Genomic DNA, 14,138 nt, shown 5'->3' with positions numbered 1-14,138 from the left:
CAATGAAAAAAATAGTATATATTCTACTGGTCATTTTTATTTTCTCCTGTGAAGATAAACTGGAACTTAGTCCGGTATCGCAAAAGAATGTGGACAATTTCTATAAAACAGAAAATCAGTTCTATCAGGCTGTTATGGGATGTTACGATGGGCTGCAGAGTGCCATGTTAAAGGCAAGCTTTTCGTATATGATGACCGAATCAAGAAGCGATAACGCCTGGCAGGAAGTTGATTACGATGACGGGCGAATCAGTCGTTTTACAGACGACGCAGACTTGACAGTACTGAATTCTGCCTGGGCCGGGTTATACAATTATATAGCCAGGTGCAATAATGTTATTCAATCTTTGGAAGGTAACACCGAATTAGAGGCCGATGTAAAAGCTCAGTTTGAAGGCGAGGCTCTTTTTATGCGCGCTCTTTTCTATTTCGAACTGGTACGCTTTTTTGGCGAGGTTCCCCTCGTCGATAAGGTATTAAGCATAAAGGAAGGCTATGCCATGCAGAAATCAAGTATTGAAAGTATTTATGATTTTATAGTATCCGACTTAAAACGGGCGGCAGAATTGCTTCCGGATGTAAAACCCTCAGCAAACCCAAACAGGGCAACTGCCCTGGCGGCAAGAGGTGTTCTTGGGAAGGTATATGTATTCAGAAGTGGTTACCCTCTTAATAAAAATGAATGGGGACTGGCAGGTACCGAATTAAAAGCAGTGCTTGATGGTGTTGGGGATGAAGGCTTTTTTGATAATTACAATGATATTTTTGATTATAATTTCGAAGGAGGCGAACAGGCCATATTTTCTATTGGATGTAAATCGGGTGCCGAAGGGGAGGGGAACCCGTTTCCAACCCGAAATGCACCAAATGGTATGAACCCGGGAAATGATCCGCTGATGATTCCTTATGGCGGAAGTCCCTACCAGTTATTTCTCGATGACTATATTTTAGGAAGCATTTTTGATGAACCCAATGATGTAAGATTTGGATATTCGGTACAAACCGAGTGGCTCGAAAAGTCGGGAGATACCATCACCAACTGGCCCTTCTGTCAAAAATATAAAAATGGACCTGTTTCAGTCAGCTATGATTGGGACATCGACTGGATTCTACTGCGGTACACCGATGTTTATATGCTTTATGCCGAGGCTCAGTATTACCAGAATGAAAAAACGGAAGCCTTGAATATTCTTAATAAAGTTCGTAAACGTGCCGGCTTAATTGAATTGCAGGCCGCTGATATTGACACGGAAGATGAATTTGTTGACATGCTTCTCAGAGAGCGGCGAAAAGAATTTTGTTTTGAAAATCAACGCTGGTTTGATTTGGTGAGGACTGATAAGGCAATGGATATCATGAAAACTTTCCTGGCTCAATATGGAGCAGCTGCAAACTTTACAAGCCGCGACCAGTACTATTATCCGATTCCGCAAAGGGAAACCGATGTTACAGGAATAAAATAGCAGTTTATAACAGGATGCAAATCTGAATAGGAATTACCTTCCGCAAAAAAGATTTGCCTCGCGGAACATAAAGCCTTTCGTTTGTCAGACGAAAGGCTTTTGTTGTTTTAATATCAGTGACTTATGATGATTTGAGATAAAAAGTATTTGTCTTGTTCATCAATCCTCCAAAAAACATGACATTCATTGTTCCCTTTTTCTTCTCTCATTTTGTATTTTTGAATTCAATTTGAAAAATCATAAAAATGAAACAGATAGTATTTATAATTCTGATGGCTGCCCTTGTCTGGGGTTGCACATCGGCTTCTAAAAAAGGGGAAAACATGCAAGAGAAAACAGAGATTCAGCAGAAAGTAGAAGAGTTTGCCACATTCAGACTTACAACCGATTTGAGTGTTCTAACTGAAAAAGAGAAACAAATGCTCCCGTTGTTGCTGGAAGCGGCTCAAATTATGGATAATATTTTCTGGACTCAGGCTTATGGCGATAAAAGTGAACTACTCGCAAATATTACGGATGAATACATAAAACAATTTATAAAAATAAATTATGGTCCGTGGGAACGCCTGAACGACAATGAATCTTTTTTGCCGGAGTACGGCCCCAAACCGGCAGGTGCTAATTTTTATCCGGCAGATATGACTAAAGCAGAGTTTGAAGCCTGGGACGAAGCATCTAAAAACAGTCAGTATACGTTAATCAGAAGAGATGAAAACGGAAAACTGATTTCTGTTCCATACCATGTTGCATACAAGGAGCAGGTGTCTGCTGCGGCTGAACTTATTAAGCAGGCAGCTTTACTGGCAGAAGAGCCGGGGTTGAAAACATATCTGGAAAAAAGGGCAGAGGCATTGCTTACCGACGAATATTACGAGAGCGATGTGGCCTGGATGGAAATGAAAAACAACACCATCGATTTTATTGTCGGCCCCATTGAAAATTACGAGGATCAGCTTTACGGATACAAAACGGCTCACGAGTCATATATCCTGATAAAGGATAAAGAGTGGAGTGAAAAGCTGGAGAAATATGCCGCTTTACTTCCCGGGTTGCAGGAGGCTCTTCCCTGTCCGCAACCGTATAAAGACGAGACACCGGGAACGGAATCGGATATGAATGTGTATGATGCCGTTTATTATGCCGGAGATTGTAATGCAGGCAGCAAAACCATTGCCATCAACCTGCCAAACGATGAAAAAGTACGCGCAGATAAAGGAAGCCGCAAATTGCAGTTGAAAAATTCCATGCAGGCTAAATTCGATAAAATTCTGGTTCCCATTGCCGATTTACTGATTGCCGAAGACCAGCGTAAACATGTTAAGTTCGATGCCTTTTTCGAAAATACCATGTTTCACGAGGTGTCACATGGCCTGGGGCTTGGAAATACGGTAGATAAAAGTTCTACCGTACGCGAAGCCCTGAAGGACACTTACACTTCCATTGAAGAGAGTAAAGCCGATATTTTGGGCTTGTGGTGCGTTCTTCAGTTAAATGAAATGGGCGAATTGGGGGAAAAAGAAATGATGGATAATTTTGTCACATTTATGGCGGGAATATTCCGTTCTGTGCGGTTTGGGGCAGCCAGTGCCCATGGCAAAGCCAATATGATGCGTTTTTATTATTTCCAGGAAGTTGGTGCATTTGAACGTGATCCGGTAACCGGGACCTACCGCGTAGATTATGAAAAAATGAAAGAGGCGATATTTAGCCTCTCCGGGCTTGTTTTAAAAATACAGGGAGATGGCGATTACGCAACAGCCAAAAATATGATTGATGAAAAAGGGTTTATTCGCGAAGAGTTACAAAAGGATCTCGATCGCATTGAAGAAGAAGGTATCCCTCGTGACATTGTATTTGAACAAGGCGCAGAAGTACTTGGTATTAAATAGGTTTTAAACGTATATTTTGAGAAAGGATGACACGAATAATACCGATGTCATCCTTTTTATTGACATCGCTTTAACATTTCGTTTGCAATATGTTTAGTTTGATTTACTACATTTGCGATGTGAAATTATTCAGAAACATATCGGTTTACATTCTGACGGTAGCGTTTTTGTTATCGGCGAGTGGTATTCTGGTTTTTCATTCGCATTGTTTCTGTACAGGGGGAGATCAGATTTCTGTTTATGTTAGCCCGGAAACATGCGAAGAGACTATCCATATTCATCATAAACATGAGGGTGGGGAAGAGGAGCCGGTTTCGGAAGACGACTGCCACGAATGTACTCCTCACACAGATGAATGTGGATGTAATATACTGAATGTTAAATTTGTAAAGCTCGAAGACCAGGTAATTCATAAAAAAGTTCGGGTCGAAAAAATACAACCGGTTCAGCTAAAAATACTGGAAATAGCCTCCATATTACTGGGTTTTCCGGATAAAGTCCCGGAGGTTGAATTAATTTATACAGATCCCCCCAAACGCGTTCACACATCCCTTCACTTTCTTATCTCTATTCAACAACTTAAAATTCCCTGTCTGGCTTAAGATTTTTTTCTGTGTAATCTCCTGACACATAGCTCTTATTGCATAACACTGTTTATATTAAAATCTTAAGTATGAGATCGATCGGATTTTTAATCTTGATATTACTAATCTTACCTTTTATTGCCGGCGCTCAGATTTTGGAAGGAGTCGTTTACGGCAAAGAGAAAAACGAAAAACATCCCTTACCCGGCGTAAATATCTACTGGCAGGGAACCAATAAAGGGGTTGCTTCAGACAATGAAGGAAACTTTAAAATAAAAAAGGGGAACGGAGACCATGTTTTGGTTTTCAGTTTTGTTGGGTACCAGCAAAAAGAACTGCATATAAATGAATTGGCATCTCTGGATGTGGTACTCGAACCCAACCTGGAACTTGGCGAAGTAAAGGTAGTACATAAAAACCGCGGCACCTATTTATCGGCTATTGATCCCATTCAAACCGAACGGATAAATAGCGCCGAATTGCATAAAGCGGCCTGCTGCAACCTGGCAGAGAGCTTCGAAACAAATCCCTCTGTGGATGTGAGTTACAGTGATGCCGTGACAGGTGCCAAACAAATACGGTTACTGGGATTAGAGGGGACCTATTCTCTTTTGCAGATAGAAAACATGCCAAATCTAAGGGGGCTGGCAACCAATTTCGGACTTACTTATGTGCCGGGACCGTGGATGGAATCCATTCAGGTGTCAAAAGGGGCTGCCTCTGTTTTAAACGGGTATGAATCTATTGCCGGACAAATAAATGCAGAGTACAAAAAGCCGGACGGAGATGAAAAATTATTTCTGAATACGTTTGCCGGCGCCAGCGGAAGACTTGAATTCAACGGAAACGGAAATATCCGTGTGTACAAAGACAAACTTTCCACCGGAATTTTTGTCCATGCTTCTGACCAGTCACGACGCAATGATGAAAACAGTGACGGTTTTCTGGATGAACCCCTGTCCCGGCAGTTACAGGTATTCAATCGCTGGAAGTTTAACAACCATAAGGGTTATATGGCCCAGGCCGGAATAACTTTGCTCACGGAAGATCGCCTGGGAGGACAATCATCCTTCAGGCGTACGATGCAGCCCCTGCCCACCAATCCTTATGGCATTAACATAGAAAACAACCGGATTGAAGGATTTTTTAAGACCGGCTATGTATGGCCAAATAATCGTACTGCCCTGGCCTGGTTGTCAAACTTTTCCCGGCATGAAACCAATTCTTTTTATGGATTGAATGATTACGATGCAAAAGAAACACGTTTTTATGGCAGCGCAGTGTTTACCCGCGACCTTAATGTAGCAGCCACTCATTCGCTGAACTCAGGCTTTAGCTTTATTTACAATGATTTTTCCGAGAGTTTATATACCAATGTAATAGACCGGACGGAGCAGGTTCCCGGAATTTTTTCCGAGTACACATTCAAACCGAATCATAATTTCACCTTTATGACAGGAATTAGGGCTGACTTTCACAATCTTTTCGGAACATTTATTACACCGCGAATGCATTTCAGGTACAATATGGGAGAGCATATTACCATTAGGGGCAGTGCGGGGAAAGGATACAGAACAGCCAATGTACTTTCCGAAAACAATTACCTGCTGGCCAGCGCCCGCCCGTTACAATGGTCTGACGATGTATTTCAGGAGAAAGCCTGGAATTACGGATTTGCTTTGGTACAGTATTATACTTTATGGGGCCGCGAACTACAGCTGAATGCCGAATACTTTCGCACCGATTTTCAAAGTAAACTGGTGGTGGACAGGGAAACTTCTGCCTCTCATATTATTCTGGCCCCGCTGGATGGAAAATCCTTTTCAAACAGTATTCAGTTCGATCTGCGTTATCAGCCAGTCAAGCGTCTTGATATGCTCCTGGCTTACCGGCTTAATGATGTGCAGCAAACCATCGGAGGCCAATTACTGGAGAAGCCTCTTACGAGCCGGTACAAAGGGCTAATAAATTTTAATTACACCACCAACCTGAAAAAATGGATGTTCGACTACACCATTCAGTTCAATGGAGGCGGACGAATTCCCCGTTACCCGGGAGAAGGTGGAGAGCAGATTCCGGAAGGATTCTATGAATTTTCGCCTTTTACCGTTATGAATGCACAGGTTACAAAATATTTCAGGTACTGGAACATATACGTTGGAGCCGAAAACTTAACTGATTTCAGGCAAAAAAATCCGGTAGCCGGGGCGGATAATCCTTTTGGGCCGCAGTTTGATGCCACCAATGTGTGGGGACCTGTAAAAGGCCAAAGGATTTATGCAGGATTACGTTTTACACTTAATTATCAATAACTAACTTTAAAATTATCAATAATGAAACAGGTAAGTATCTTATTTTTTATTTTGCTGGTTGGCGCTTTTGCCAACGAAGCTTTAGCACAAAAGAAAGACATGGCAGTTGCGTGTTTTAAAAGCAGCATGGATTGTGCAAATTGTGAGTCGACACTCACGGAATACCTTAAATTTGAGAAAGGGGTGAAAGATCTGAAAGTAGATCACGCCTCCAATACTATTTTAATTGAGTATAAAGCCAATAAAAACACAGAAAAAGATCTTGCCAAAGCCATCGAAAAGAAAGGCTATAAAGCGGAGAAAATCAGCAAGGCTAAGTATGACGAAATTGTAACGGCGAGTAAAAAGCAAGGCCAAGGCCATAGTCATTGAAACTCACCGGGAAAGAAATTAATTCAGTCTGAAACGGTATGAAATTGTCCCCTGCTGGAAAGCGGGGGCACTTTCATCCACATTGAATTTTGCCTTTAAAGCAGCTTGTCTGGCTTCATTCCAGAATTTCTGATTCATAATGGTCGTTCCCCTTGCACCGGGATCTGCTGCTGTTACATTTCCATTTTTATCAACCGTAACCTTCACCACAACCAGGCCTTCATCATCTCCGGGATAAACAGGCTTAGGCAAAGAACGGGCGCTTCGTCCTGACAGGTTATAAGAAATCCCTGCTCCCTGATTGCCGGATCCACTACCTCCGGGGCCATAAGTTCCGGCATTCGGATCTCCGGTGGGAACCCCCTGGTTTCCACCGGGAAAAGTTACACCCTGACCTTGACTGTCGCTGGTTCCCTGTCCTTCAGAGCCGCTTTTATTGTCACCAAAAGCCCCTTGGGCGCGCGAATTAATTTCGGCAATTCGTCGCTGCTCTTCCTCTTTTCTTTTTCGTTCAGCTTCTTCCCGCCGCTGGCGTTCCAACTCAGCCTGTCGTTGCCTCTCCAGTTCGGCCTGACGCTGACGCTCAATTTCAGCTTGCTTTTGCCTTTCAGCCTCAGCTTTTCTCTGTTGTTCCGCCTGTTGCTGTTTGCGCCGTTGTTCTTCAATCCGGCGTTTACGCTCTGCTTCTTCCTGTCGTTTTTTTTCTGCAGCATCAATGGCGGCAGTTTCCTCGTAATCCTGCGTCATAGCAACTTCTTCAGCCGGTTCTGGCTGACTTGCAGGGGGAGGAGTAACCTGTTGCGGAGGTGGGGGAGTTGTCTGTTCTTCTTGCTGAACGGGAGGCGATGGCCTCGGTTGGCGCTGCGGCGGACTGGGTTCCCTTTCGCCCAATCCCTGGTCGCTTGTACCAAAATTAACCAGAATACCTTCTTCACCCGGCAACGGAAGCGGAGTAAAAAAACCCATGAAAATAAGCAATAGCAGGACAATGAGATGAAATATAGTTGTCCCGATAATTCCTTTCTTATGTTGTCGGATATAATTCATTTAGCTTTCGGGAGCTGTAGCAGCTATCATTTTATATTTATTCTTCCGTGCGATGTTCATAATTTTTACCACTTCGTCCCACGGAACCGATTTTTCAGCATGAAGTGAAATGTAAATATCATCATTGCCAACACCATACCGGTTTTGTAAAAAAGATTCGATTTCCCTGAATTCAATACGCCGTATTTTCCCTTCGTCATTGATATAGTACTTCAAATCCTTTGTAATGGAAATGGTGGTTATCGGCTTGGCAGCAGTCTGGTTGTTGCTTTGCGGCAACAAAAGCTTTAAGGCATTGGGAGCCACCAGGGTAGATGTCACCATAAAAAATATCAATAGCAAAAATACAATATCCGTCATAGACGACATGCTGAAGGCTGCATTTACTTTGTTTCTGCGTTTTAAAGCCATTTTTTAGTGATTATGCAGGTTCATTCAGTAGATCCATAAATTCTGAAGTGGTAGCTTCCATTTTGAAAACCACTTTCTCAACATTTGTTACCAAAATATTGTAGGCAAAATAGGCGATAATCCCGACAATAAGTCCGGCAACCGTAGTCACCATAGCCTGATAAATGCCTGTAGACAAAAGAGTTACATCGATGTTGTTTCCGGCATTTGCCATGTCATAAAAAGCCTGAATCATCCCCATTACAGTTCCAAGAAATCCGAGCATGGGTGCACCGCCAGCTACCGACGCCAGCACCGGAAGTCCTTTTTCCAGCTTGGAAATTTCCAGGTTCCCCACGTTTTCAATGGCTGCATTTACATCGGTTAAAGGCCTGCCAATGCGGCTGATCCCTTTTTCAAGCATCCGCGATGCCGGGTTAGAACTGCCCCGGCAAAGCATTAAAGCTTCGTCTATTTTTCCGCTGGTAATGTAAACTTTAATCTTCTCCAAAAGCCCGGTGTCAAATTTGCCGGCCTTTTTTATGGCGAAATACCGGTCGAAAAAGATATATACCGCAATAATCGACAGTAAAATAATAGGAATCATAATCCATCCGCCTTTAAAAGCCAAATCGATAAACTTTGTTGAGATTCCTCCTGGTTCTGCGGCCAATGTATCTAATTCAGTTGTTAAATCGGCCTGAATCGTTAAAAGTTTCAGCATGGGTTTTTCTATTCTTTAAAATTTAAAACAAAAACGAAGTTAAACTTCAAATATTATAAACTGCTAAAATAAGTATAATTTTAGAACTCCCGGTACAGGATAATTCGGGATGATTACAAGTTATGAACAGTAAACTATTAATATTTCCGGGCAGTTTAAAAGCTTCCTACACAGAACGCTTTTGTTGAACACCTAAACGGAATATACAGAAGAACTGTTTTGGATGGTTACCTGTTCCAATCGTTGGATAAAGTCCGGGAGGAAACAAATAAAAAACTGAAAAGTAAAGAAAAATATGATTCATGAATCTGACAAAGTATATGAACGACTTCATTCCTCAGTCGCCCTTGACAGAACCATATTATCACATTGAAAAAGGGGAAATTACATAGGAATGAAGAATTTATAAATCTGTCAAGGTAGAATTCATTTAAAGTTGTAAATTGTAGTTACAATAAAATTAAGAATTATATTCCAGACAATAGTATTCTATTAAAATACTGAAATATGGCAATTTGTTCAAAGTGTATTGTACCAGATAGCTATCCAAATGTTAAGATACAAAATGGTGAATGTTCATTTTGTCAATCGAACTCAAAAATTTTGGGAAATAAGTCGAAGACCAATCAAGATAAAATTTTACAATCAACACTAGAACTTGGTAAAGAAGAAAAATATAATTGTATTGTACCCATAAGTGGAGGTAAAGACAGTTCTTATATATTATATTATCTTGTTAAAAAAATGGGATTAAATCCTTTAGCGGTTTACTTCGATAGTGGATTTGCTACTGAAGAAGCTAAAAACAACGTAAAAGGAATCTGTGAAAAGTTAAATGTTGATTTGGTCATAAAATATGCATCTCCTTACCGTAGGAAAATCGTTCAGCATGCTTGGAAAGTATCATACTATACTGGAAGGGTTGGTTCTTATTGTACGAATTGTGAAAATAATATTCGTACAGTAGCAATTAACGAGGCAAAAAAGCAAGGAACCAAGTATATAATTTGGGGATCTACTGATTATGAAGACAGTGCATCAAGTTTACTTAAACCTTCTGCTTCTCACTTCAGGGATGAATTTGCAAGTTTTAAATTAATTAGAAAGCAAATGTATAGCACTCTAATTTCTATCGGAAAAATAATTTTAAGAGATAAAATATCTGTTAAATCAAAAGTTAGTGCATTGTTTCATTATATGATGTTTCTAAAAAATATGGTACTGGATAACATTAAGCTTAATGCACCCGGTGGTTTTTATAAATTTACACCTTATTTGCAAGTTTCATTTAGAAATAAAAAAACCGAAACGCTGTATTTTTATGATTATATACCGTACGATCCATTTTATCAAATAAAAATATTGGAAGAAAATGTGGGCTGGAAAGCACCAGCGGACAGAGAAGCCAAAATGGATTGCTTACTGCACGATTTTTCAAATTTTACTTGCTTGAAAAGAACGGGATTGACCGATTCAGGATTTAAGCTTGCAGTACTTGCCCGAAATGACATGATTTCAAGAGACGAAGCATTAAAAAAGGAAAAGAAGGAGATTGAGTTTTTGAAAAATTATTTTCAAAGTGAAGATCTTGATATTAGACCTGCTCTGGATGTTATGAAAAAAATTATATTTAATGGGGTATCCAACTGTTAATCATTTGGAAACCTATACAAAAGCAAGCGTACACAAGATTTACTGTATAAACTTTTACATAAAATCTTTACCGATATCGGACTTAAACGTCGCGATAACTGATTTTATGCAAACCAGCAGAGCTGGACGTAAATATGCCTGGTATTCCAAAATATAATATAAATACGTTTGTCCTATAATGTGGTGCATTATATTAATATAGCTTTGGCTATATTTTTCTGGTTTTTCCTTCTTTATAAAAACTCAGTTTTAGCACGATCTAGTGGGTTGGCAAAAAGTTTTGGAATTCTGAACTTCCTAAACGGAACACTCTTTTGCGGAGAGTAACGGAGCAAATGGGTGTGGAGTGCTATTTCCAATAACTAATTTGTTTTTTCAATCCTGAATTATTAATTCTAAAATTGGTCATTTTGTAACTAGCTCTAAAATGATCTGCAATTTCATGTGTTGATTTTCCATATTTTAAATGGTACAGCAGCCCTTTACGTGGTAATTGAAGAGCCGCTCCTAAATACTCAGCCTCCGCTTCTTGTTCTGGATTGTAATAGCGCATGAAGTATGGTAAATTTTTTATTTCTTCCGAGATTTCATGTTTACGAATAATATGAGCGAGTTCATGCATCAAATTACTTTGTTGTCTTTTGGGACTATGTGAATTATTATGAATAATAAAGTATTGACCTTCCTTATTTGATGTAAATGCTGACCAGCCTGATTCCAATAATAACTTCTTCTCTTCATGTCCCGAACAACCAAGCTCTCGGGGTATAAAAATTTCAACACCTAAATATTTCGCTAATTTGAAGGCACAGAGTTCATCATAAATGGGAACATTTAATTCTATTCTCAATTGCTCGGAAATACGCTCAGCTTCAGCCTTGAATCCCCTTTTTAATATGTTCTTTTTAGTACTCACAACTTTTTATAGGCCATATCTATTAATTTAACAAGCATCTCGATAGTATCTGGTTCAAGTTCTCTATCTGCTCTCAAATGTCCAATTAGTTTCTGTCTTGAATTACTATGTTCAGAATTAATGAAAGTATCGGTTGATACTCCCAACCATTTACAGATTTTAATGAATGTATCTACGTCTGGCACATTGCCCTTTTCAATTCTTGACAACGTTGGAGCACTTATTCCACCAATTTCTTGGGCTGAAGTTCTTAAACCAGTACTTCCTCGTTTTTCTTTGATCATTCGGGATAACAAGTCAATTTTAAGCTCGCTGTTCATAATTTGTTTATAAATGTTTCTTTGTCGTTACGCTTTGTTTCATAAGTTTAACGTATCTTTGGTGTAACAAATTGTTTCACTAATGTAATTATTAATTTTGATATGACAAAAAGAAATACATACAATTACAATCTTAAGTTAGGACAGAAGATTGTTTACAAAGGTACTACAAATGACCTTGAAAAGAGAGCAAAAGAACACGAAGCAGACAGGAAAAAATTCTCACACATTCAACAAGTTGGAAAAGCAAAAACTGAATATGGAGCTAAAAGTGAAGAAGCTAGGCAATTAAATAATTAAAGAAAAAATCATGGAGGTCAAAATCCAAAGTATAACAGAACAAATAATGGTTAAACAATTAAATATTTAGAATCATGGCAAAAAAAGAAGTAACAATCGTGGTAAATGGAACACCACATGAAGTTGAAAAAGAAAAAATAACTTATGACGAGGTTGTAACCCTTGCTTTCCCTGACTTTCCCCAACATCCAGAGAGAACATATTCGGTTACATACAAAAGAGGTCAAGGAAACAAACCTACTGGTATTTTATCACCAGGAAGTAACGTACAAGTAAAAGATGGAATGGAATTCAAAGTTAAGCATACTGGTCAATCATAATCAGGATATCAGACAGCTTTATGAAAAAGGATACGCCCTTTCAGTTGATAGTGGTTATCTCGCAATAAGGGACATACCGTACTTAGATGAAAAAAAGAATCTTCAAATAGGTGCAATTGTGTCTAAGTTGGTATATGTTGATGAGAAAAAAGTAAAACAAGAAGATCATCAAATATTCTTTTGCGGGACACACCCATGTCAACTTGATGGAAGTTTGATTAGGAATCTCGGAGGGGGACCAACGAAATTACAGCTAGTATCAGCAGATATTGTGGTACAACGGTCATTTTCAAATAAACCCTTAAATGGCTTCAGAGACTATTTTGAGAAAATAGAAAGCTATGTAAACATTATAGCTGGTCCTGCAATTGAATTATATGATGCCAATCCTTTGACATTTAGAAATGTTGAAGTAAATGAGGAATCTATTTTCAAGTATAGTGACACCTTAACAAGTAGAGCGGAAATTGGAGATCTCTCAGCAAAGTTTAAAGAGGAAGTAGTTGCTATCATAGGTTTAGGAGGAACTGGAGCATATCTTCTGGATTTTATGGTTAAAACTCCTGTAAAAGAGATTCGTGGATTTGATCTTGATTGGTTCCATGTCCATAATGCTTTTCGTTCTCCCGGGAAATTAGAGGATGAAGAGTTAGGCAAAAGAAAATCAGAAGTTTATCAGAAACGGTATGAAGGATTTAGGATTAATCTGAATATTAAATCCAAATACATCTTAGCAGATTCTTTTGATGATTTAAATGGAGTCTCATTTGCATTTGTTTGTGTTGACAAAGGAAAATCTCGTGGAGAAATTTTTAAGCTTTTAATCGAAATGAAAATACCATTTATTGATGTTGGGATGGGGCTTGAGAGGGAGAATGATAAAATTAGTGGTACTGTCCGAACAACTTTTTATTCGAAAGAAAATTCAGAGGAATTAATTGATAAAAGGTTGGCACCTCTTGATGATCTGCCTGATGATATTTATAAGAATAACATTCAAATTTCTGAATTAAATGCTTTAAATGCATGTATGGCAATAATAAAGTACAAGCAATTAAAAGGCTTTTATGCTGATGATGAAAAATTTTATCATCAGTTATTCACTCTTGACGGGTTTAATTGTGTAGGTGAATGATAAATAGTATTAAATTACTGAAAGTAAAATACTTACCTAATAAATTGGAAACAGGTATTTTATATGTTTCGAAAAAATACGGTATTGCAGGTCATTTGTGTCCATGTGGATGTGGAAATAAAATTATAACTCCGCTCGATTCAACAGAATGGCAATTAACTATTAAAAAAGATAAACCAAGTTTATATCCTTCTATAGGCAATTGGCAGTTACCATGTAAGTCTCATTATTGGATTCGCAATGGTGAAATTAAATGGTCTTATCAATGGTCGGAGGAAGAAATAGCGGCTGGAAATTCAGCAGAAGAAATAAGAAGAAAATTGTATTTCGAAAAACTTGAAAGTAAAAGTAGTAAGTAGCAATTGCTATCTAAATTCAGAAATTATTTCTTTGGAAATAAATAGTAAACATCATTAAATCGATTGATATTTTGATAGTTATGGTGCTGGCAAGAAGAAAATGCGGGCAAGGGTAGGGGTGAATTGACATTTAGGCTGTAGTAGCCGTAATACGAAAGCCGTTAAAAATGGCAAGAGCGCGAGGATAGCTTTGTTTTCTTCTTGATTCTTTTGTTTACTTTTCTTATCAAGTGTGCAAGGTTTGGAAACCTAACATCAAAAGAGATAACTTGTAGCATTAATCAAGGCCGGCAAAAAGTCCGTTTTTCTTATTGGAATAAAGTAATTTCTACATCCAAGTATGGATCTTGGGAA

At 38.9% G+C, this 14,138-nt stretch carries 15 protein-coding genes and 1 pseudogene; 11 read left to right on the top strand and 5 right to left on the bottom strand.

Annotated elements, in window-relative coordinates; translation table 11 throughout:
* Positions 1-2 precede the first annotated feature (2 nt).
* The 5 genes from D1164_RS19405 (at position 3) to D1164_RS19385 (ending at position 6,620) form a co-directional block, all read left to right on the top strand.
* A complete protein-coding gene (locus D1164_RS19405) occupies positions 3-1,463 on the top strand; it encodes a RagB/SusD family nutrient uptake outer membrane protein (RefSeq protein WP_119351570.1) in 1,461 nt (486 codons plus the stop codon).
* Positions 1,464-1,708: 245 nt separating this feature from the next.
* Positions 1,709-3,352, top strand: coding sequence for a dipeptidyl-peptidase 3 family protein (locus tag D1164_RS19400; protein ID WP_119351569.1), 1,644 nt, complete (start codon positions 1,709-1,711; stop codon positions 3,350-3,352).
* Positions 3,353-3,441: 89 nt separating this feature from the next.
* Positions 3,442-3,954, top strand: a complete 513-nt coding sequence (locus D1164_RS19395; protein WP_119351568.1) for a hypothetical protein — start codon at positions 3,442-3,444, stop codon at positions 3,952-3,954.
* A gap of 71 nt (positions 3,955-4,025) precedes the next feature.
* Complete coding sequence (locus D1164_RS19390) at positions 4,026-6,248, top strand: TonB-dependent receptor (protein WP_119351567.1); 2,223 nt, start codon at positions 4,026-4,028, stop codon at positions 6,246-6,248.
* Between the two features lie 21 nt (positions 6,249-6,269).
* On the top strand, positions 6,270-6,620 hold the full coding sequence (locus D1164_RS19385) for a heavy-metal-associated domain-containing protein (RefSeq protein WP_119351566.1): 351 nt from the start codon (positions 6,270-6,272) through the stop codon (positions 6,618-6,620).
* 18 nt (positions 6,621-6,638) lie between these two features.
* Here D1164_RS19385 and tolA read toward each other — a convergent pair whose 3' ends face one another.
* The 3 genes from tolA to D1164_RS19370 are packed head-to-tail and all read right to left on the bottom strand — an operon-like array spanning position 6,639 to position 8,781.
* Positions 6,639-7,667, bottom strand: coding sequence for a cell envelope integrity protein TolA (gene tolA, locus D1164_RS19380; protein ID WP_119351565.1), 1,029 nt, complete (start codon positions 7,665-7,667; stop codon positions 6,639-6,641).
* Positions 7,668-8,078, bottom strand: coding sequence for an ExbD/TolR family protein (locus tag D1164_RS19375; protein ID WP_119351564.1), 411 nt, complete (start codon positions 8,076-8,078; stop codon positions 7,668-7,670).
* Between the two features lie 10 nt (positions 8,079-8,088).
* Positions 8,089-8,781: a MotA/TolQ/ExbB proton channel family protein gene (locus tag D1164_RS19370; protein ID WP_119351563.1), complete on the bottom strand. Its 693-nt coding sequence runs from the start codon at positions 8,779-8,781 to the stop codon at positions 8,089-8,091.
* Between the two features lie 177 nt (positions 8,782-8,958).
* Here D1164_RS19370 and D1164_RS23665 point away from each other — a divergent pair.
* Positions 8,959-9,087 (top strand): annotated as a pseudogene (locus D1164_RS23665) (IS3-like element ISLbl2 family transposase); the annotation flags it as partial.
* A gap of 201 nt (positions 9,088-9,288) precedes the next feature.
* Entirely contained in the window at positions 9,289-10,434 is a 1,146-nt protein-coding gene (locus D1164_RS19360; protein WP_119351561.1) for an adenine nucleotide alpha hydrolase family protein, read from the top strand.
* Between the two features lie 349 nt (positions 10,435-10,783).
* Here D1164_RS19360 and D1164_RS19355 read toward each other — a convergent pair whose 3' ends face one another.
* Both D1164_RS19355 and D1164_RS19350 read right to left on the bottom strand, forming a co-directional pair.
* Positions 10,784-11,350, bottom strand: a complete 567-nt coding sequence (locus tag D1164_RS19355; protein ID WP_119351560.1) for an ImmA/IrrE family metallo-endopeptidase — start codon at positions 11,348-11,350, stop codon at positions 10,784-10,786.
* A complete protein-coding gene (locus D1164_RS19350; RefSeq protein ID WP_119351559.1) occupies positions 11,347-11,670 on the bottom strand; it encodes a helix-turn-helix domain-containing protein in 324 nt (107 codons plus the stop codon). The genes D1164_RS19355 and D1164_RS19350 overlap by 4 nt, the downstream gene beginning before the upstream one ends.
* 102 nt (positions 11,671-11,772) lie before the next feature.
* On the opposite strand from D1164_RS19350, the gene D1164_RS19345 reads away from it, so the two are divergent.
* From D1164_RS19345 to D1164_RS19330, 4 genes are all read left to right on the top strand, one after another.
* A complete protein-coding gene (locus D1164_RS19345) occupies positions 11,773-11,970 on the top strand; it encodes a GIY-YIG nuclease family protein (RefSeq protein WP_119351558.1) in 198 nt (65 codons plus the stop codon).
* Positions 11,971-12,044: 74 nt separating this feature from the next.
* Complete coding sequence (locus tag D1164_RS19340) at positions 12,045-12,290, top strand: multiubiquitin domain-containing protein (protein ID WP_119351557.1); 246 nt, start codon at positions 12,045-12,047, stop codon at positions 12,288-12,290.
* On the top strand, positions 12,250-13,425 hold the full coding sequence (locus tag D1164_RS19335; RefSeq protein ID WP_119351556.1) for a ThiF family adenylyltransferase: 1,176 nt from the start codon (positions 12,250-12,252) through the stop codon (positions 13,423-13,425). Before D1164_RS19340 ends, D1164_RS19335 begins: the two co-directional genes overlap by 41 nt.
* On the top strand, positions 13,422-13,784 hold the full coding sequence (locus tag D1164_RS19330; protein ID WP_206611071.1) for a DUF6527 family protein: 363 nt from the start codon (positions 13,422-13,424) through the stop codon (positions 13,782-13,784). The genes D1164_RS19335 and D1164_RS19330 overlap by 4 nt, the downstream gene beginning before the upstream one ends.
* The last annotated feature ends 354 nt before the right edge of the window (positions 13,785-14,138 follow it).

This window comes from Mariniphaga sediminis, assembly GCF_003573545.1.
Lineage (GTDB): Bacteria > Bacteroidota > Bacteroidia > Bacteroidales > Prolixibacteraceae > Mariniphaga > Mariniphaga sediminis.
This window is presented reverse-complemented; position numbering and strand designations above follow the sequence as displayed.